We start from the raw sequence: 19,673 nt of genomic DNA, 5'->3' as shown, positions 1-19,673 counted from the left end.
TTCTCCTTTACTCTTCTTCGTCTCCGCTAAAATTAGCCTGCGGCAGACAGCTGTGCGCGCCCCAGTAATAAATCCCCAGCGACATTGCCGCCACCAGCACCGTATCCCAAGGGTGACCAATAACATTAAGCCCGCCGAAGCTGCCCAGCCAGGAAAAGAGGATAATCAACGCATAAAAAGCGATCAGCCACAGCGAAGACTTCACCTGCTGCGCCAGGCTCACGGTATGTTCCGGCACCTTGCCTTTGCACATCACGTACACCACAAACATCACGATCTGCAGCCCCAGCAGCCACGAGAGCGTATTCCAGCCGGACCAGTAGACGATCAGCGCCGAGACCATAAACGACACTGGGCCGATGATGGCGAAGGCGCGCACGCGGAACGGCCTCGGCAGATCCGGGGCGTTGCGGCGCAGCCCGGCGGCAGTAACCGGGGCGATGGCGTAGCTCAGCACCAGGGCAGCCGACACCACGCTAATTAACTGTTCCCATGAGGGGAATGGCAGCGTCCAGAAAATCGACAGCCCGAAGGTCAGCCACAGCGCCGGGCGCGGAATACCGGACGCTTTATCGATATGGGTAAAGGCTTTAAAGAAGGTGCCCGCCTTCGCCCAGCCGAAGATCACCCGCGGCGTCGCGTTCATGTAGATATTGCCGGTGCCGCTCGGGGAGATGATCGCATCGCTAATGACCATAAAGGCCAGCCAGCCCATGCCGAGGGTAATGGCGATATCGCGATACGGCAGCGAGAACTGTTTGCTCACCTCGGCCCAACCGCCGGTCAGCATCTCGGTGGGGATACTGCCAAGGAACGCCAGCTGCAGCAGCACGTAGATAATCGTTGACAGCACCACTGATAAAATCAACGCAATAGGGATAGTCCGCTGCGGCTTTTGCACTTCGCTGGCCACCGAGATAATCGGCGTCAGTCCCAGATAGGCGAAGATAATCCCTCCGGCGCTGATCGCCGCTTCCACCCCGGACATACCGAACGGCGCAATGCCCTGCGCGTGCAGGTTCTCCGGTTTAAAGAAGGCGAACAGCGTCACCACCACCAGCAGCGGCACCAGAAACTTGAGCACGCTGATGAAGTTGTTCGAGCGGGCGAAGGTCTTGACGCTGTAGTAATTCAGCGCAAAGAAGAAACAGAGCAGTAGGAACTGCACTACCCACCCCAGCAGCGTCGGCGAGCTGGAGCCCGGCTGGGTCAGCACCGGAAACCAGGCCGCGGCGTATTGCCGGGCGGCGACGATTTCTATCGAGATCAGGCTGGAGAAGGCAATCAGGGTGATGAACCCCAGCAGATAGCCCATCAGCTCGCCGTGGGAAAAGACCGGGTAGCGGATAATGCCGCCGGCGCGCGGCAGCGCCGCCCCCAGCTCACAGTAGACAATCCCCAGCAGCAGTACCGCAAAGCCGCCGATCACCCACGACGCGATCCCGGCCGGACCGGCAATGGATGCGACGTGGCTGGCGGCGAATAACCATCCCGAGCCGAAAATCGCGCCCAGGCCGATAAAGGTGAGGTCGGTCAGGGTCAGCTGTTTTTTAAACTTACCCGACTCAGCAACGCGGGTTTGACTGTTATGCGTAGTGTGAATGGTCATGGTGATGCCCTTGCGTCAATGAGAGGAGGAAATCGCTTCCCGGGTCCACTGGCCGTTGACCAGGCGCAGCAGGTTCAAAGGGTTCGCATCCTGCAGCGCCGGCGGTAACAGGGCGGCCGGCGCATTCTGCAGGCAGACCGGGCGCAGAAAACGCTCAATCGCCCGGCTGCCGACCGACGTCCCGCGCGCATCGGTCGTCGCCGGCCACGGGCCGCCGTGGACCATCGCATCGCACACTTCCACGCCGGTGGGATAACCGTTAAACAGCACCCGTCCGGCCTTCTCGCACAGCAGCGGTAGCAGGTTCGCCGCCAGCGGGCCGTCGTCCGCTTCCGCGTGTAGCGTCGCGGTGAGCTGTCCCTGCAGCGCTTTCACCACCGCCTGTAGCTGGACCGCGTCGTCCACTTCCACCAGCAACGATAGCGGGCCGAAAACTTCGGTCTGCAGCAGCGTATCCTGCGCCAGCAGATCCTCGACCTGAGCCTGCCACAGCTGGGTTTGCGCCTGCCCGGCGCCGGCGGCGAGGCCGCTCGCCAGCCTCTCGATACGCGGGTGCGCCGCCAGGGCCGCCACGCCCTGGCGGTAGTGCTGGAGAGTCGGCGCATTGAGCAACACCTGCGGCGCAGAGCCCGCTACCGCCGCGCACAGCGCCGACTTAAAGCGTTCCAGCCCGGCGCCGCGCAGCGCCAGAATCAGCCCCGGACGGGTACAGAACTGGCCGCCGCCGAGGGTGAATGACGCCACCAGCTCGTTCGCCAGCGCCTCGGCCCGCGTCTGCAGCGCCTGCGGTAGAATAATCAGCGGGTTAATCGCCGACATTTCAGCAAACAGCGGGATTGGCTGCGAACGCTGCTGCGCCAGTTGATACAGCGCCTTACCGCCGGCCAGTGAGCCGGTAAAGCCAACGGCCTGAATCGCCGGATGGCGGACTAATTCGGCGCCGATATCAGTCCCGAAAATCATATTGAAGACGCCGCCGGGTAACCCGCATCGCGCGACCGCCCGGACGATCGCTTCAGCGGTCAGCTCGGCGGTGGCCATATGGCCCGGATGGGCCTTCACCACCACCGGGCAGCCCGCCGCCAGCGCCGAGGCGGTATCGCCGCCAGCGGTGGAAAAGGCCAGCGGAAAGTTGCTGGCGCCAAACACTGCCACCGGCCCTAACGCCTGCTGATACTGGCGCAGGTCCGGGCGCGGCAGCGGTTGACGGTCGGCTAAGGCGGTATCAATACGGGCGGCGAAGGTATCCCCGCGCAGGATCACGCCAGCAAACATCCGCAGCTGGCCGCTGGTGCGCGCCCGCTCGCCCTGCAGCCGCGCCAGCGGCAGCGCGGTCTCCTGTTCGGCGAGTGCAAAAAACGCTTCCCCCAGCGCGTCCAGCTCATCGGCAATGGCGCAGAGAAAGCGCGCCCGCTGCTGCGGCGTGGTTTGTGAATAAACGGCAAACGCCTGCTGTGCCGCCTCCGCGGCCTGGGCGGCCTCCTCGCATGAAGCCGGATAAAAGCGATGGCCGGTGGCTTCCCCATCCACCGCCCGCAGGCTCAATAGCGTCGCCTCGCCGCTGGCAACGCGGCGGCCGGCAATAAACTGCCGTCCCGCCATGGTCTGAGATGCATTCATACTGACTCCTGGGTTCAGAGGCCGACGTCCGGCAGGGCTGGACGAGTCGCCAGCGCCTGTTCCACGATCGCCACCACCTGCTGGCGCGTTTCCCCTTCCAGCGCCAGACGCGGCGGACGGGTCACGGCGCTGCCGCGTCCGAGTAGCTCTTCGCACAGCTTGATGCACTGCACCAGATCCGGACGCGCATCGAGATGCAGCAGCGGCATGAACCAGCGGTACAGCGCCATTGCCTCTTCGTAACGCTGTTGGCGGGCGAGACGGAATAACGTTTCCCCTTCGCGCGGGAAGGCGTTGGACATTCCGGAGATCCACCCTTCCGCGCCGACGGCGATACTTTCCACCACCACGTCATCCAGCCCGGCAAACAGCACGAAGCGATCGCCAACGGTGTTACGCAGGTCGATAAAGCGGCGGGTATCGCCGGAGGAGTCTTTAAAGCAGACGATGTTGTCGCAATCGGTCAGGGTGGCGAGAATGTCCGGCGTCACGTCGTTTTTGTATATCGGCGGGTTGTTGTAGACCATGATCGGCAGGTCGGTGGCGGTGGCCACGCTGCGGAAGTGGGCGGCGGTTTCATGCGGTTTTGAGGAGTAGACCAGCGCCGGCATCACCATGATCCCGTCGACGCCGACGCGCTCCGCCTCTTTCGCCATCTTCTGGGCAAAGGCGGTGGTGAACTCGGCCACCCCGGCGATCACCGGAATTTTGCCGCCGGCGGCATCTTTCGCCACTTCGATAATCTGCAATTTTTCATCAGTGCTCAGGGAGGTGTTCTCCCCGACGCTGCCGCACACCACCAGCCCGGAAACGCCATCTTTGACCAGGTTTTTCATCACCGCGTGGGTGGCGTCTAAATCGAGGGAGTAATCGCTACGAAACTGCGTGCTAACCGCCGGGAATACGCCGCTCCAGTGAATCGCTTTATTGCTCATGCTCGGTTCCTTGTCGTCATTTTGTTAAGTCGAGGTGAATGATTGGTGAATATTCACTGACAGATTGACGCGTAGCGGAACCGGCGGCTTGTCGGTTTTCCCTTAATCCGATGACGAAATTAGCACAGTCGACAAAAGTGTGAGCCAGCCGTTATCCCTGCAGCGTCAGGCGAAAATCGCGCGGCGTCGAGCCGGTCATCGCTTTGAACTGGCGGCTGAAGGCGCTGTGATCGGTATAGCCGCACTGCAAGGCGATATCGGTAATCGGCGTATCGCCGGCCAGCAGTTCGGTGGCTTTTTCCAGACGCACTTTGTGGATCATCTGCCGCGGGGTGAGATGAAAGATCCGCTTGCAGTAGCGCTCGATCTGCGCAATCGACATCCCGCTTAGGGCGGTCAACTCTTCCATGGCGATCGGCCGGTGATAGTGGCGCCGGATATGATCGTCGACGATCGCCAGCCGCTGCCACGCCGGATGGCGGGCGTGGGCCTCCTGCAGATCGTGAGAGATCCCGGCCATGCCGATCACCTGACCGCGGACATCGCGCAGCGCCAGCTTCTGCGTCAGGCACCAGCCTCGTTCCCGGCCATTGTAGAGATGCATTTCCAGCTGGTCGCGCAGGGTCACGCCCTCCCGTAATACCCGAAGATCCTGTTCGGTGTACCCCTGCCCCAGCGTGGAAGGAAAGACGTCGGCGGAGGTTTTCCCCAGCAGCGAGGAGACGGTTTTGAAACCGCAGCGGCGGGCCAGCGTCAGGTTCGCCAGCAGATAACGCGCCTCGCGGTCTTTGATAAAAAAGACCACGTTGGGGATGGCATTGAGCAGGGGGGCGATCAGCGCCAGGGCATTGAGCAGCGCCGGCATATTCTCCGGCCGCTGGCGCGCCAGCCCTTCGCAGATCTGGCTCAGCTCATCGACCGCCAGCTCCGGTTGATTAACAGCGCGCGGCGGCGCCGCTTCAGAAACACCGATCATAGGGCTTCCTCATGGTAAGTGACCGAAGGATATTTATTCACTTCCTGTTAACACCTCAAGCGGTAACCGCCGGTTTTGCGATCCTGGATCCGCTTTACGCCTTCCCCTGGTTTATCCACTGGCGCAATCGCCACTTTCGGTTTACCACGCCATTAACCAAATGATTAATAAGAAATAACTATGCAACGTATGCACATCACCCCGGCACGATTATGCCGATTTCGTCATTATCTCTGCCGAAAGTGCTCAAGCCGCCCGCCCCGGGTTGCGCCAGCATGATGAAACATGTTGTTAACTTTCGGAGAGCAGAATGACCGCGCCACGCCCCCCTATTGCGCTGAGAGCCATTGATTCACACACCGGCGGCGAACCCACCCGCCTGATCGTTGACGGCTTCCCCGACCTCGGCGGCGGCAGCATGGCGCAGCGCCGCGACCGTTTCGCCCGTGACTTCGATCGCTGGCGTCAGGCGGTGATTCTCGAACCGCGCGGCAACGATGTGCTGGTCGGCGCGCTGCTGTGCCAGCCGGTCTCGGCGGCGGCCACCGCTGGCGTCATTTTCTTCAACAACGCCGGTTTTCTGAATATGTGCGGCCACGGCACCATCGGGCTTATCGCCTCGCTGGCGTGGCTTGGCCGTATCCAGCCAGGCGTACATCTGATTGAAACCCCGGTCGGCGACGTAAGCGCCACGTTGCACGACGATGGCAGCGTATCGGTGCAAAACGTCCCGGCCCGCCGCTGGAAAAAGCAGGTCCGCGTGGAGACCGCGCCCGGCCCCGTCGTCGGCGATATTGCCTGGGGCGGCAACTGGTTTTTCCTGATCAACGATCACCCGTTCGCCATTACCCCGGAGCACATCCCACAGCTCACCGACTACGCCTGGGCGGTGCGCGAGGGGCTGGAAGCCGCGGGGATCCGCGGCGACGACGGCGGCATTATCGATCATATCGAGCTGTTCGCCGATGACGATGCCGCCGACAGCCGCAGCTTCGTACTCTGTCCGGGAAAGGCCTGGGATCGTTCGCCGTGCGGCACCGGCACCAGCGCCAAGCTGGCCTGCCTGGCGCAGGATGGCAAACTGCAGCCGGGAGCGATCTGGCGCCAGGCCAGCATCATCGGCAGCCAGTTTACCGCCAGCTACCAGCGCGCCGCCGCGGGCATCATCCCCACGATCCGCGGCGAAGCCTGGGTGTGCGGCGATAATCAGTTGATCCTCAACCCGGACGATCCCTTTTGCTGGGGGATCGCCCCGTGAAGTCGTGCGATGTCATCGTGATCGGCGCCGGGATCATCGGCGCCGCTTGCGCGTGGCAGCTGGCGAAGCGGGGGCAGAGCGTGACGCTTATCGACGACGGTCAGCCCGGCGCGACAGCGGCCGGTATGGGCCATCTGGTGTGCATGGATGACGACCCCGCCGAACTGGCGCTGTCGGCGTGGTCGCTGGCGCGCTGGCGCGCCATCACGCCGCGGATGCCCGACGCTTGCGCCTGGCGCGGCTGCGGCACGCTGTGGCTGGCGGATAGCGAAGAAGAGATGGCCGTCGCGGGCGAAAAACAGCGGCGGCTGGCAGGCTATCAGGTCCACAGCGAGCTGCAGACCCCGCAGCAGATCGCCGGGCGCGAACCGCTGCTGCGCAGCGGGCTGGCCGGCGGGCTATGGGTGCCCGGCGATGGTATCGTCTACGCGCCGAACGTCGCCCGCTGGCTGGTGGCCGATGCCGGAGACCATCTCACCTGCCTGCGCGACAGCGCGCAGGCGATTACCGAACCACAGGTACAGCTCGCCAGCGGCAAACGGCTACAGGCGCGGGCCATCGTGGTGGCCTGCGGACTTGAAGCCAACGCGCTGTTAGCGGAAAACTGGCTGCGGCCGAAAAAAGGCCAACTGGCGATAACCGATCGCTACGGGCCGCGGGTGCATCACCAGCTGGTTGAACTGGGTTACGGCGCCAGCGCCCACGGCGGCGGCACCTCGGTGGCCTTTAACCTGCAGCCGCGGCCCACCGGCCAGCTGCTGATTGGCTCGTCGCGCCAGTTTGATAACCGCGAGCGCCAGCTGGATCTCCCCTTGCTGGGGCAGATGCTCGATCGCGCCCGCCATTTTGTGCCGGCGCTGGCGACGCTGAATATCATCCGCTGCTGGAGCGGCCTGCGCGCCGCCTCACAGGATGGCAATCCGCTGATTGGCCCGCACCCCACGCGCCGCGGTGTATGGCTGGCGCTGGGCCATGAAGGGCTGGGCGTCACCACCGCCCCGGCGACGGCTGAGCTGCTGGCGGCGCAGATCCTCGGCGAACGCTGCCCGCTGGCGCCTGAGGCCTGGCTCCCGACCCGTCTGTATCATCAGGAGGCGATCGCATGAATAACACGCTCAATATCACTGTCGATGGCGAAGCGCTGACGGTGCCGGAAGGGATCAGCGTGGCGGCGGCGCTGGCGTTGACCGGCGATCCCACCACCCGCCAGGCGGTTAACGGCGACCCCCGCGCGCCGTTTTGCGGCATGGGGATCTGCCAGGAGTGCCGGATCACCGTCGACGGCCGGCGGGTGCTGGCCTGCCAGACCCTGTGCCGGGCCGGCATGCAAATAGAAAGGAGCCGCTATGCACACGCTGCGCTGTGACATTTTAATCCTCGGCGCCGGCCCCGCCGGCATGGCGGCCGCGCTCTCTGCCGCCGCCTGCAATAAGCAGGTCATTATTCTCGACGATAACCCCGCACCCGGCGGGCAAATCTGGCGCGCCGGCCCGCAGACGACGCTGCCCGCCCTGGCCCGGCGCTACCGCGACGCCATCGCCGCGTCTGCCGCCATCCGGATGGTGAACGGCGCGCGGCTGATTGCCCGCCCCTCCGCGCGCAGCGTGCTGTTTGAAACCGCCGACGGCGGGGGCGTGGTTGACTGGCAGAAACTGATCCTCTGCTGCGGTGCGCGCGAGCTGTCGCTGCCCTTTCCCGGCTGGACCTTACCCGGCGTGACCGGCGCGGGCGGCCTGCAGGCGCAGATCAAGCAGGGCCTGTCGCTGAAAGGAGAAAAGGTGGTGATTGCCGGCAGCGGCCCGCTGCTGCTGGCGGTGGCGGATACGGTGAATAAGGCCGGAGGCCAGGTAACGAATATCATTGAGCAAGCGGCGCTCCCGGCGCTGCTGCGCTTCGCCAGCGGGCTGTGGCGCTGGCCGCAGAAGCTGCGCCAGTTAGCGACGCTGGCCCCGAAAGGCTATCTTAGCGGCGCCCAGGCGATCCGCGCCCACGGCACAACGCGGCTGGAGGCCGTGACATTGCGCCAGCGCGGCGTCGAGCGGACTATCGCCTGCGATCAGCTGGCCATCGGCTACGGGCTGGTGCCCAATATCGAGACGGGGCTGCTGTTCGGTTGCACCACGGCGCAGGAGGCGATCCAGGTTAACCGCTGGCAGGAGACCAGCATCGCGGATGTCTACGCCGCCGGGGAGTGCACCGGTTTCGGCGGGAGCGAGCTGGCGCTGGTGGAGGGCGAAATCGCCGGGTATGCCGCCGCCGGTGCCAGCCAGCAGGCCCAGGCGCGATTTGCCCGTCGCGCCCGCTGGCAGCGCTTCGCCGCGGCTATCAACCGCACCTTCCAGCTGGCAGAGTCGTTGAAAAACGCGGCGACGCCGGAGAGCCTGCTGTGCCGTTGCGAAGATGTGCGCTGCGGCGACGTGGCTGCCGCCGACGACTGGCTGCAGGCCAAACTGACCCAGCGCTGCGGAATGGGCGCCTGTCAAGGGCGCACCTGCGCCGCCAGCGCCCGCTGGCTGTATGGCTGGCCGCTGCCGCAGCCGAGAGAGCCGCTGTCCCCCGCCCGCGCGGAAACGCTTATTGCCCTCGCCAGGCTGAGCGCCGAGCCGTAACCGCTACTCTTCTTCATCACCGCGCCCGGCAGGGACGCCAAGCGCAATAAACTCCTCCAGCAGCGAGGTCAGTTGCTGCAGCTTTTCCGTAGTGAACTGAGCCTCCAGCAGGCGATAGGTTTCTTCCACCTCCGCCTGGGCGCTTTCGTACAGCGCGGTTCCGGCAGGCGTCAGCGAGACGTATAGCTTGCGCTGATCGTTAACCGGCTTCAGGCGCAGCACCAGTCCATCCCGCTCCATACGCGTCAAAATACCGGTCAGACTGGGGCGCAGGATACAGGCGCGAAAAGCCAGATCGTGAAAGTCCATCGACGGACGTTCGGCGAGGATCCGCACGATCCGCCACTGCTGTTCGGTGAGATTGTGTCGTTTAACGATCGGTCGAAAGTAGGCCATCGCCGCTTCACGCGCCTGCAACAAGGCAATGGTTAATGAATCATGCATAGTTTCCCCTCAACGGCCTCATCTAAAACTTATTAACAAATTAATAATTAGCGTTAATCCTGCCATGTACAACCGGTTTCTGCACCTGAAAAGTACCAGTCTTTCCCTGAAAAATATTCAACTCGTTGATTAATAATAAATAAGTTACTGACGTGTAAATATTGTGTTAATCAGATCACAAAACATTCACTTCCAGTTGCTAAACCTCAGCGCAAAGCATAAAAGATGATCATTAATATATTAACGAAATCCCTTTGAACCGAAATCAGTCCCAGAGGAGTGGTGAATGAAAGGTACCATCTTCGCCGTTGCGCTCAATCATCGCAGCCAGCTAGACGCCTGGCGCGAGGCGTTTCAACAGGCCCCCTACAAGACGCCGCCGAAAACCGCGGTCTGGTTTATCAAGCCGCGCAATACCGTGATTGGCGATGGCGAGGCGATCCCCTATCCGCCGGGTGAAATCGTGCAAAGCGGCGCCACCGTGGCGCTGATTGTCGGCAAAACCGCGCGCAAGGTGGCGGAAGAAGAGGCGGCAAACTATATCGCCGGCTACGCGCTGGCTAACGACGTCAGCCTGCCGGAAGAGAGTTTTTATCGCCCGGCGATCAAGGCCAAGTGCCGCGATGGCTTCTGCCCCCTCGGCGCGCTGTCGCCGGTGCGCAACGTCGATAACCTGACCATCATCACCGAAATCAACGGCCGCGAAGCGGACAGCTGGCATACCGGCGATCTGCAGCGTAACGCCGCGCAGCTGCTGAGCGCCTTGAGCGAGTTCGCCACCCTCAATCCCGGCGACGCGATCCTCATCGGTACGCCCCACTCCCGCGTCACGCTGCGCCCCGGCGACCGGGTACGTATCCTCGCCGACGGTTTCCCGACGCTGGAAAACCCGGTTGTCGCAGAAGGAGAGCTGGCATGAAACAGGCACGCATTGAATGGCAGGGACAGGTACGCGACGTGCTGGTCGATGAACGCGACCAGGTGCGCCTGGACGATGGCACGGTATTAAAAGAAGGTGAATTCCGTTGGCTGCCGCCCGCCGACGGCACGCTGTTCGCGCTGGGGCTGAACTACGCCGACCACGCCAGCGAGCTGGAGTTTAAGCCGCCAACCGAGCCGTTGGTGTTCATCAAAGCGCCAAACACCTTTACTGGCCACCAGCAGCAGTCGGTACGCCCGGATAACGTCGAATACATGCACTACGAAGCCGAGCTGGTGGTGGTGATCGGTAAAACCGCGCGCCGCGTCAGCGAAGCCGAGGCCATGGACTATGTCGCCGGCTATACCGTGTGCAACGACTACGCGATCCGCGACTATCTGGAAAACTACTATCGGCCGAACCTGCGGGTGAAAAGCCGCGACACCCTGACGCCGATCGGCCCGTGGATCGTCGGCAAAGAGGCGATCCCGGATCCGCATAATCTGGCGCTGCGCACCTGGGTCAACGACGAGCTGCGCCAGCAGGGCACCACCGCCGATCTGATCTTCAGCATCCCGTTCCTCATCGCTTACTTAAGCGAATTTATGACCCTGCAACCGGGCGACATGATCGCCACCGGCACGCCGAAGGGGCTGTCCGACGTGGTGCCGGGCGACGAGGTGATCGTTGAAGTCGAGGGCGTGGGCCGCCTGGTCAACCATATCATCAGCCAGCAAGCGTATGAGGAGACACTGTCATGAAAAAGATTAACCATTGGATTAACGGTAAAAACGTTGCCGGCGCAGACTATTTTCATACCACCAACCCGGCCACCGGCGAAGTGCTGGCGGAAGTCGCCGCCGGCGGTGAAAGTGAAGTCCATCAGGCGGTAGCGGCGGCGAAAGCGGCCTTCCCGAAGTGGGCTAACCTGCCGATGAAAGAGCGCGCGCGCCTGATGCGCCGCCTGGGGGATCTGATCGATCAGAACGTCCCGGAGATCGCGGCGATGGAAACTGCCGATACCGGCCTGCCTATCCACCAGACCAAAAACGTGCTGATCCCGCGCGCCTCACACAATTTCGAATTTTTCGCCGAAGTGTGCCAGCAGATGAACGGCAAGACCTATCCGGTCGACGACAAGATGCTCAACTACACCCTCGTGCAGCCGGTGGGCGTCTGCGCGCTGGTGTCGCCGTGGAACGTGCCGTTTATGACCGCCACCTGGAAGGTGGCGCCGTGCCTGGCCTTAGGCAATACCGCAGTGCTGAAAATGTCCGAGCTGTCTCCGCTGACCGCCGATCGTCTGGGCGAGCTGGCGCTGGAGGCCGGGATCCCGGCCGGCGTGCTGAACGTGGTGCAGGGCTACGGCGCCACCGCCGGCGACGCGCTGGTGCGCCATCATGATGTGCGCGCCGTCTCCTTCACCGGCGGCACCGCCACCGGGCGCAACATCATGAAAAACGCCGGGCTGAAAAAGTACTCCATGGAGCTGGGCGGCAAATCGCCGGTGCTGATTTTTGAAGATGCCGATATCGAGCGCGCGCTCGACGCCGCGCTGTTCACCATCTTCTCGATCAACGGCGAACGCTGCACCGCCGGCTCGCGCATCTTTATTCAGCAGAGTATTTATCCGGAGTTCGTCAAGCGCTTCGCCGAGCGCGCCAACCGCCTGCGCGTGGGCGATCCGACCGATCCGAATACCCAGGTCGGCGCGCTGATTAGCCAACAGCACTGGGAGAAAGTGTCCGGTTACATTCGCCTCGGCATCGAAGAGGGGGCCACCCTGCTGGCCGGCGGCGCGGATAAGCCGTCCGACCTGCCGGCGCATCTGAAAGCCGGCAACTTCCTGCGCCCGACGGTGCTGGCGGATGTCGACAACCGCATGCGCGTCGCGCAGGAAGAGATTTTTGGCCCGGTCGCCTGCCTGCTGCCGTTCAAAGACGAAGCGGAAGGGCTGCGCCTGGCTAACGATGTGGAATACGGCCTGGCGTCGTATATCTGGACCCAGGACGTCAGCAAAGTGCTGCGTCTGGCGCGCGGTATTGAAGCCGGGATGGTGTTCGTCAACACCCAGAACGTGCGCGACCTGCGTCAGCCGTTCGGCGGCGTGAAGGCCTCCGGCACCGGCCGCGAAGGCGGCGAGTACAGCTTTGAAGTGTTCGCCGAAATGAAAAACGTCTGCATCTCGATGGGCGACCATCCGATCCCGAAATGGGGAGTCTGATATGGGTAAGTTAGCGTTAGCAGCAAAAATCACTCACGTGCCGTCGATGTATCTGTCTGAGCTGCCCGGGAAAAACCACGGCTGCCGCCAGGGCGCTATCGACGGACATAAAGAAATTGGCAAGCGCTGCCGCGAAATGGGCGTCGATACCATCATCGTGTTCGACACCCACTGGCTGGTCAACAGCGCCTACCACATCAACTGCGCCGACCATTTCCAGGGCGTCTACACCAGTAACGAACTGCCGCATTTTATTCGCGACATGACCTACGACTACGACGGCAACCCGGAGCTGGGCCAGCTCATCGCCGACGAGGCGGTGAAGCTCGGGGTACGCGCCAAAGCGCACAATATTCCGAGCCTGAAGCTGGAGTACGGCACCCTGGTGCCGATGCGCTACATGAACAGCGATAAGCACTTCAAGGTGGTGTCTATTTCCGCCTTCTGTACCGTTCACGACTTTGCCGACAGCCGCAGGCTGGGCGAAGCGATCCTCAAAGCCATTGAGAAATATGACGGCACCGTGGCGGTGCTGGCCAGCGGCTCGCTGTCGCACCGCTTTATCGACGATCAACGCGCCGAAGAGGGGATGAACAGCTACACCCGCGAGTTCGATCATCAGATGGATGAGCGGGTGGTGAAGCTGTGGCGCGAGGGCAAATTTAAAGAGTTCTGCACCATGCTGCCGGAGTACGCCGACTACTGCTACGGCGAAGGCAACATGCACGACACGGTGATGCTGCTCGGCCTGCTGGGCTGGGATAAATATGACGGCAAGGTGGAGTTTATCACCGAGCTGTTCGCCAGCTCCGGTACCGGCCAGGTTAACGCCGTGTTCCCGCTGCCGGCGCAGGCGTAAGGGGGCCCCATGCCGCATTTTATCGCCGAATGTACCGACAACATCCGCGAGCAGGCCGATCTGCCCGGACTGTTCGCCAAAGTCAACGAGGCGCTGGCCGCCACCGGCATCTTTCCGATCGGCGGGATCCGCAGCCGTGCCCACTGGCTCGATACCTGGCAGATGGCCGACGGCAAGCAGGATTACGCCTTTGTCCATATGACGCTGAAGATCGGCTCCGGGCGCAGCCTGGAGAGCCGTCAGGACGTGGGAGATATGCTGTTCGCGCTGATCAAATCCCATTTCGCGGCGCTGATGGAGAGTCGCTACCTGGCGCTGTCGTTCGCCATGGAAGAGCTCGACCCGACGCTGAACTACAAACAGAACAACGTGCACGCGTTATTTAAATAATACATCGAGGCTCAAGCTGGTAGCCCGGCCGAGCAACGCGACGCCGGGGTTTGCTCCGGGCCACCCCGGGGTCGGCGTAAACGCCTCGCCCGGGCTACTTGATTGTGCACATTTCCGGTAATGCCACAGGAATCACTATGCTCGATAAACAGACCCGAACCCTGATTGCCCAGCGGCTGAATCAGGCTGAAAAACAGCGTGAACAGATCCGCGCGATCTCGCTGGATTATCCGTCGATCACCATTGAGGACGCTTACGCCGTCCAGCGCGAGTGGGTCGAGATGAAGATCGCCGAAGGCCGCGTACTCAAAGGCCACAAGATCGGTCTGACCTCAAAAGCCATGCAGGCCAGCTCGCAGATCAGCGAGCCGGACTACGGCGCGCTGCTTGACGATATGTTCTTCCACGACGGCAGCGATATCCCCACCGACCGCTTTATCGTTCCGCGTATCGAAGTCGAGCTGGCCTTCGTGCTGGCCAAACCGCTGCGCGGCCCGAACTGCACGCTGTTTGATGTCTACAACGCCACCGACTTCGTTATTCCGGCGCTGGAGCTTATTGACGCCCGCTGCCACAACATCGATCCGGAAACCCAGCGCCCGCGCAAAGTGTTCGACACCATTTCCGATAACGCCGCCAACGCCGGGGTGATCCTCGGCGGCCGCCCGATTAAACCCGACGAGCTGGATCTGCGCTGGATCTCCGCCCTGCTGTACCGCAACGGCGTGATTGAGGAGACCGGCGTCGCCGCCGGGGTGCTCAATCACCCGGCCAACGGCGTGGCCTGGCTGGCCAACAAGCTGGCGCCGTACGATGTTCAGCTCGAAGCCGGGCAGATTATTCTCGGCGGCTCCTTTACCCGTCCGGTACCGGCACGCAAGGGCGATACCTTCCATGTCGACTACGGCAATATGGGCGCCATCAGCTGCCGCTTTGTCTGAGGAGAGCAACATGAACAACGCTTTTAAAGCGGCGCTCAAGGCCGGGCGTCCGCAAATCGGCCTGTGGCTTGGGCTGTGCAGTAGCTACAGCGCCGAACTGCTGGCTGGCGCCGGCTTCGACTGGCTGCTGATCGACGGCGAACACGCGCCCAACAATGTACAAACGGTGCTAACCCAGCTTCAGGCCATCGCGCCCTACCCTAGCCAGCCGGTAGTCCGCCCATCGTGGAACGACCCGGTGCAGATCAAACAGCTATTGGATATCGGCGCGCAAACCCTGCTGGTGCCGATGGTGCAGAACGCCGACGAAGCGCGGCTGGCGGTCAGAGCCACTCGCTACCCGCCCGCCGGCATGCGCGGCGTCGGCAGCGCGCTGGCCCGCGCCTCACGCTGGAACCGCGTGCCGGATTATCTCCACCAGGCCAACGACGCCATGTGCGTCCTGGTACAGATTGAGACCCGTGAAGCGCTGAAAAATCTGCCGCAGATCCTCGATGTCGACGGGGTGGACGGGGTGTTTATCGGCCCGGCGGACCTCAGCGCCGATATGGGTCACGGCGGCAATCCGCAGCACCCGGAAGTACAGGCCGCCATTGAAGATGCCATCCAGCAAATCCGTCAGGCCGGTAAAGCGCCGGGGATCCTGATGGCCAATGAACAGCTGGCGAAGCGCTATCTCGAACTGGGCGCGCTGTTCGTCGCCGTCGGCGTCGATACCACCCTGCTGGCCCGCGGCGCAGAAGCGCTGGCGGCCCGGTTTACCCACACCGCAACGACCACAACCGATAACAATAAATCCGTCTATTGAACGGATAATGTGGAGCGCAACATGACTACCTCTACCCTGCAACACAATGATAATAAATCCGTTGAAGTAGAAAACCGGGTGATCAAAAAGCTGTTCCGCCGCCTGATCACCTTCCTGTTCGTTCTCTTTGTTTTCTCATTTTTGGACCGCATTAATATCGGCTTCGCCGGCCTGACGATGGGCAAAGACCTCGGTCTGACCTCCACCATGTTCGGCCTGGCGGCGACGCTGTTCTACGTCACCTACGTGCTGTGCGGGATCCCCAGCAATATCATGCTGGCGAAAGTTGGCGCGCGCCGTTGGATCGCCGGGATCATGGTGGTCTGGGGGATCGCCTCGACCTGTACCATGTTCGCCACCAGCCCGCATACGCTGTACATCCTGCGCATGCTGGTCGGCATCGCCGAGGCTGGTTTCCTACCAGGGATCCTCGTCTATCTGACCTGGTGGTTCCCGGCCTACCATCGCGCCCGCGCCAACGCCCTGTTTATGATCGCCATGCCGGTGACGATGATGCTCGGCTCGATACTTTCCGGCTATATTCTGGCGCTCGACGGCCTGTGGAACCTGAAGGGCTGGCAGTGGCTGTTTCTGCTGGAAGGCCTGCCATCGGTGGTGCTTGGCGTCGTCACCTGGTTCTTCCTCAACGACACGCCGGATAAAGCCAACTGGCTGGATAACGAAGAGAAACAGGCGCTGAAGGCGATGATCGATCGCGAACGGGAACATGCGGCGATCGTCCCGGCTTCGCCGCGTTCCACGCTGCGCGAAGTCCTGACGCCAGCGGTGCTGATGTATACCCTGGCCTACTTCTGCCTGACCAATACCCTCAGCGCCATTAATATCTGGACGCCGCAGATCCTGCAGAGCTTCAACACCGGCAGTAGCAACATCATGATTGGCCTGCTGGCGGCGATCCCGCAGTTCTGCACCATTTTCGGCATGATCTGGTGGAGTCGCCGCTCCGACCGGCGCAAAGAGCGCAAGATGCATACCATCCTGCCCTACCTGTTCGCCGCGGCGGGTTGGCTGCTGGCTTCGGCAACGCACCACAGCCTGATCCAGCTGATCGGCATTATTATGGCTTCGGTGGGATCCTTTACCGCGATGGCCATTTTCTGGACCACCCCGGATCGGGTGATCAGCCTGCAGTCGCGCGCGGTGGCGCTGGCGGTGATCAACGCCATCGGCAACGTCGGCTCTGCCGTCAGCCCGCTGTTGATCGGCATTTTGCGTGATACCACCGGCAGCTTTAGCTCCGGGCTGTGGTTTGTCGCCGGACTGCTGATCGTCGGCGCGCTGGTGCTCACCCGCATTCCAATGAGCCAGCGTGAGGACGCCGCCGCCGCGCCGGGCTTAGCGGCGCAAAAAGGCCACTAAGGAGCGGGTATGTGTCAGCATTCCATCGCCAACATCGACATCAATAAAGATTACGACGAGAGCCTGGGTACCGAAGAGGTGCACTATCAGTCGTTTGCCCGTATGGCGGCCTTTTTTGGCCGCGACATGCAGGCGCATCGCCACGACCGCTATTTTCAGATGCACTTTCTTGATACCGGGCAGATTGAGCTGCAGCTTGATGACCATCGCTACTCGGTGCAGGCGCCGCTGTTTGTGATAACGCCGCCTTCGGTGCCGCACGCCTTTATTACCGAGTCCGATAGCGATGGTCACGTGTTGACGGTGCACGAAGAACTCATCTGGCCGCTGCTGGAGGTGCTTTATCCCGGCACGCGGGAGACCTTCGGCCTGCCGGGGATCTGCCTGTCGCTGGCGGATAAACCCGACGAGCTGGCGGCGCTGGCGCACTACTGGCAGCTGATTCGCCGGGAATCTACCGCCCAGTTGCCGGGGCGCGAGCATACCCTGGCGCTGCTGGCGCAGGCGGTCTTTACCCTGCTATTGCGTAACGCAAAGCTCGACGATCACGCTGCCAGCGGCATGCGCGGCGAGCTGAAGCTATTCCAGCGCTTTAACCAGATGATCGACAGCCACTACCATCAGCACTGGACGGTACCGGATTACGCCAGGGAGCTACACCTGACCGAATCGCGGCTGACCGATATCTGTCGCCGCTTTGCCAACCGTTCGCCGAAGCGGCTGATATTCGACCGCCAGCTACGCGAGGCGAAGCGGCTGCTGTTGTTTTCCGATAGCGCGGTTAATGAGATAGCCTGGCAGCTGGGGTTTAAAGATCCCGCTTATTTTGCGCGCTTTTTTAGCCGCCAGGTCGGCTGCTCGCCCAGCAGCTACCGGGCGCAAAAAGTACCGGTATCGTAAGTCCCCGCTGGCGCTGCGCCTGCCGGACGATGGCCCACAGGTCGGGTCAGCGCCGCGCCAGCCGGCAAAAGCTGCAGAGATCACAAAATTCACTCCCGCCTGAAAAGTACCCGTCGTTGTCGCAAACGTCCCTTCACGACAAGCGCAATAACCGCTTCAATTAAACAACAAAAACAAAACATATATTTAACATTATTTTCCGATAAATACTGAAGAGGCCCCTATGAAACCTGAAGATTTCCGCGCCGACGCGAAACGCCCGTTAACTGGCGAAGAATATTTAAAAAGCCTGCAGGATGGCCGCGAAATTTATATCTACGGCGAGCGCGTGAAGGATGTCACCACCCACCCGGCCTTCCGTAACGCCGCGGCTTCTGTCGCGCAACTGTACGATGCGCTGCACAAACCGGAGATGCAGGATTCCCTGTGCTGGGGCACCGATACCGGCAGCGGCGGCTACACCCATAAATTCTTCCGCGTGGCGAAAAGCGCCGACGATCTGCGCCAGCAGCGCGACGCCATCGCCGAGTGGTCACGCTTAAGCTACGGCTGGATGGGCCGCACCCCGGACTACAAAGCCGCCTTCGGCTGCGCGCTGGGCGCCAACCCGGCGTTTTACGGCCAGTTCGAGCAGAACGCCCGCAACTGGTACACCCGCATTCAGGAAACCGGCCTGTACTTTAACCATGCGATCGTCAACCCGCCGATCGACCGCCACAAGCCGGCTGATGAAGTGAAGGATGTCTACATCAAGCTGGAAAAAGAGACCGATGCCGGGATCATCGTCAGCGGCGCGAAAGTAGTCGCCACCAACTCGGCGCTGACCCACTACAACATGATCGGCTTCGGCTCCGCACAGGTGATGGGCGAGAACCCGGACTTCGCGCTGATGTTCGTCGCGCCGATGGATGCCGAAGGGGTGAAGCTTATCTCCCGCGCCTCCTATGAGATGGTCGCCGGCGCGACCGGGTCCCCGTACGACTATCCGCTCTCCAGCCGTTTCGACGAGAACGACGCGATTTTGGTCATGGATAAAGTGCTGATCCCCTGGGAGAACGTGCTGATTTACCGCGACTTTGACCGCTGCCGTCGCTGGACCATGGAGGGCGGTTTCGCCCGCATGTATCCGCTGCAGGCCTGCGTGCGCCTGGCGGTGAAACTGGACTTTATCACCGCCCTGCTGAAGCGTTCTCTGGAATGTACCGGTACCCTCGAATTCCGCGGTGTGCAGGCCGACCTTGGCGAAGTTGTGGCGTGGCGCAACATGTTCTGGGCGTTAAGCGATTCCATGTGCTCGGAAGCGACGCCGTGGGTCAACGGCGCATGGCTGCCGGATCACGCCGCGCTGCAGACCTATCGCGTGATGGCCCCGATGGCCTACGCCAAGATCAAAAACATCATCGAGCGCAACGTCACCAGCGGCCTGATTTATCTGCCGTCCAGCGCCCGCGATCTGAACAACCCGCAGATCGACCAGTATCTGGCGAAGTACGTGCGCGGCTCCAACGGTATGGATCACGTTGAACGCATCAAGATCCTCAAACTGATGTGGGACGCCATCGGCAGCGAATTCGGCGGCCGCCACGAGCTGTATGAAATCAACTACTCCGGTAGCCAGGATGAGATTCGCCTGCAGTGTCTGCGCCAGGCGCAGAGCTCCGGCAATATGGACAAGATGATGGCGATGGTCGACCGCTGCCTGTCCGAGTACGACCAGAACGGCTGGACGGTGCCGCATCTGCACAATAACGCTGATATCAACATGTTGGATAAGCTGCTGAAGTAATTCGCAGCGGGAGGT

19 protein-coding genes and 1 pseudogene are annotated in these 19,673 nt (G+C 62.0%); 15 read left to right on the top strand and 5 right to left on the bottom strand.

The annotated features are described in order from the left end of the window. Window positions 1-7 precede the first annotated feature (7 nt). The 4 genes from MKS11_RS15950 to MKS11_RS15935 form a co-directional block, all read right to left on the bottom strand. Window positions 8-1,609 (bottom strand): APC family permease, encoded by a 1,602-nt coding sequence (locus MKS11_RS15950; RefSeq protein ID WP_087771777.1) that lies wholly within the window; start codon window positions 1,607-1,609, stop codon window positions 8-10. A gap of 15 nt (window positions 1,610-1,624) precedes the next feature. Next, window positions 1,625-3,229, bottom strand: coding sequence for an aldehyde dehydrogenase (NADP(+)) (locus MKS11_RS15945; protein WP_284109624.1), 1,605 nt, complete (start codon window positions 3,227-3,229; stop codon window positions 1,625-1,627). Window positions 3,230-3,243: 14 nt separating this feature from the next. Next, window positions 3,244-4,164, bottom strand: coding sequence for a dihydrodipicolinate synthase family protein (locus MKS11_RS15940; protein ID WP_004204197.1), 921 nt, complete (start codon window positions 4,162-4,164; stop codon window positions 3,244-3,246). A 151-nt stretch (window positions 4,165-4,315) separates the two neighbouring features. Beyond that, the gene (locus tag MKS11_RS15935) at window positions 4,316-5,140 is read right to left on the bottom strand and encodes an AraC family transcriptional regulator (RefSeq protein ID WP_017899117.1); all 825 of its coding nucleotides are present in this window, start codon (window positions 5,138-5,140) and stop codon (window positions 4,316-4,318) included. Window positions 5,141-5,450: 310 nt separating this feature from the next. Here MKS11_RS15935 and MKS11_RS15930 point away from each other — a divergent pair, with 310 nt between their 5' ends. The 4 genes from MKS11_RS15930 to MKS11_RS15915 are packed head-to-tail and all read left to right on the top strand — an operon-like array spanning window position 5,451 to window position 9,007. Continuing rightward, the gene (locus tag MKS11_RS15930; protein ID WP_284109623.1) at window positions 5,451-6,398 is read left to right on the top strand and encodes a 4-hydroxyproline epimerase; all 948 of its coding nucleotides are present in this window, start codon (window positions 5,451-5,453) and stop codon (window positions 6,396-6,398) included. After that, window positions 6,395-7,504: an FAD-binding oxidoreductase gene (locus MKS11_RS15925; protein WP_064151049.1), complete on the top strand. Its 1,110-nt coding sequence runs from the start codon at window positions 6,395-6,397 to the stop codon at window positions 7,502-7,504. Before MKS11_RS15930 ends, MKS11_RS15925 begins: the two co-directional genes overlap by 4 nt. Next, window positions 7,501-7,764 (top strand): (2Fe-2S)-binding protein, encoded by a 264-nt coding sequence (locus MKS11_RS15920; protein WP_004204189.1) that lies wholly within the window; start codon window positions 7,501-7,503, stop codon window positions 7,762-7,764. The genes MKS11_RS15925 and MKS11_RS15920 overlap by 4 nt, the downstream gene beginning before the upstream one ends. Further along, on the top strand, window positions 7,745-9,007 hold the full coding sequence (locus tag MKS11_RS15915) for an FAD-dependent oxidoreductase (RefSeq protein ID WP_284109622.1): 1,263 nt from the start codon (window positions 7,745-7,747) through the stop codon (window positions 9,005-9,007). Before MKS11_RS15920 ends, MKS11_RS15915 begins: the two co-directional genes overlap by 20 nt. 3 nt (window positions 9,008-9,010) lie before the next feature. Here MKS11_RS15915 and hpaR read toward each other — a convergent pair whose 3' ends face one another. Further along, window positions 9,011-9,451: a homoprotocatechuate degradation operon regulator HpaR gene (gene hpaR, locus MKS11_RS15910; RefSeq protein ID WP_002887503.1), complete on the bottom strand. Its 441-nt coding sequence runs from the start codon at window positions 9,449-9,451 to the stop codon at window positions 9,011-9,013. 64 nt (window positions 9,452-9,515) lie between these two features. On the opposite strand from hpaR, the pseudogene MKS11_RS15905 reads away from it, so the two are divergent. The 11 genes and pseudogenes from MKS11_RS15905 to hpaB all read left to right on the top strand — a co-directional run bounded on the left by MKS11_RS15905 (window position 9,516) and on the right by hpaB (window position 19,658). Further along, window positions 9,516-9,680: pseudogene (locus tag MKS11_RS15905) on the top strand (hypothetical protein). Between the two features lie 57 nt (window positions 9,681-9,737). Beyond that, the gene (locus MKS11_RS15900; RefSeq protein WP_087771779.1) at window positions 9,738-10,370 is read left to right on the top strand and encodes a fumarylacetoacetate hydrolase family protein; all 633 of its coding nucleotides are present in this window, start codon (window positions 9,738-9,740) and stop codon (window positions 10,368-10,370) included. Further along, window positions 10,367-11,131, top strand: a complete 765-nt coding sequence (locus MKS11_RS15895; RefSeq protein ID WP_087771780.1) for a fumarylacetoacetate hydrolase family protein — start codon at window positions 10,367-10,369, stop codon at window positions 11,129-11,131. Before MKS11_RS15900 ends, MKS11_RS15895 begins: the two co-directional genes overlap by 4 nt. Next, window positions 11,128-12,594, top strand: coding sequence for a 5-carboxymethyl-2-hydroxymuconate semialdehyde dehydrogenase (gene hpaE, locus MKS11_RS15890; RefSeq protein ID WP_064178547.1), 1,467 nt, complete (start codon window positions 11,128-11,130; stop codon window positions 12,592-12,594). Before MKS11_RS15895 ends, hpaE begins: the two co-directional genes overlap by 4 nt. A gap of 1 nt (window position 12,595) precedes the next feature. Beyond that, the gene (gene hpaD, locus MKS11_RS15885; protein WP_002887492.1) at window positions 12,596-13,453 is read left to right on the top strand and encodes a 3,4-dihydroxyphenylacetate 2,3-dioxygenase; all 858 of its coding nucleotides are present in this window, start codon (window positions 12,596-12,598) and stop codon (window positions 13,451-13,453) included. 9 nt (window positions 13,454-13,462) lie between these two features. Then, window positions 13,463-13,843, top strand: a complete 381-nt coding sequence (locus MKS11_RS15880) for a 5-carboxymethyl-2-hydroxymuconate Delta-isomerase (protein WP_017899124.1) — start codon at window positions 13,463-13,465, stop codon at window positions 13,841-13,843. A gap of 137 nt (window positions 13,844-13,980) precedes the next feature. After that, a complete protein-coding gene (gene hpaH, locus MKS11_RS15875; protein ID WP_004204180.1) occupies window positions 13,981-14,784 on the top strand; it encodes a 2-oxo-hept-4-ene-1,7-dioate hydratase in 804 nt (267 codons plus the stop codon). 10 nt (window positions 14,785-14,794) lie between these two features. Then, window positions 14,795-15,592, top strand: coding sequence for a 4-hydroxy-2-oxoheptanedioate aldolase (gene hpaI / locus MKS11_RS15870; protein WP_017899125.1), 798 nt, complete (start codon window positions 14,795-14,797; stop codon window positions 15,590-15,592). A gap of 21 nt (window positions 15,593-15,613) precedes the next feature. Then, on the top strand, window positions 15,614-16,972 hold the full coding sequence (hpaX, locus tag MKS11_RS15865; protein ID WP_004204177.1) for a 4-hydroxyphenylacetate permease: 1,359 nt from the start codon (window positions 15,614-15,616) through the stop codon (window positions 16,970-16,972). A 9-nt stretch (window positions 16,973-16,981) separates the two neighbouring features. Next, entirely contained in the window at window positions 16,982-17,872 is an 891-nt protein-coding gene (hpaA, locus tag MKS11_RS15860) for a 4-hydroxyphenylacetate catabolism regulatory protein HpaA (protein WP_004204176.1), read from the top strand. A gap of 223 nt (window positions 17,873-18,095) precedes the next feature. Beyond that, window positions 18,096-19,658, top strand: coding sequence for a 4-hydroxyphenylacetate 3-monooxygenase, oxygenase component (gene hpaB, locus MKS11_RS15855; RefSeq protein WP_002887473.1), 1,563 nt, complete (start codon window positions 18,096-18,098; stop codon window positions 19,656-19,658). Window positions 19,659-19,673 lie beyond the last annotated feature (15 nt).

This window comes from Klebsiella sp. K5-45, assembly GCF_030128605.1.
Lineage (GTDB): Bacteria > Pseudomonadota > Gammaproteobacteria > Enterobacterales > Enterobacteriaceae > Klebsiella > Klebsiella quasipneumoniae.
This window is presented reverse-complemented; position numbering and strand designations above follow the sequence as displayed.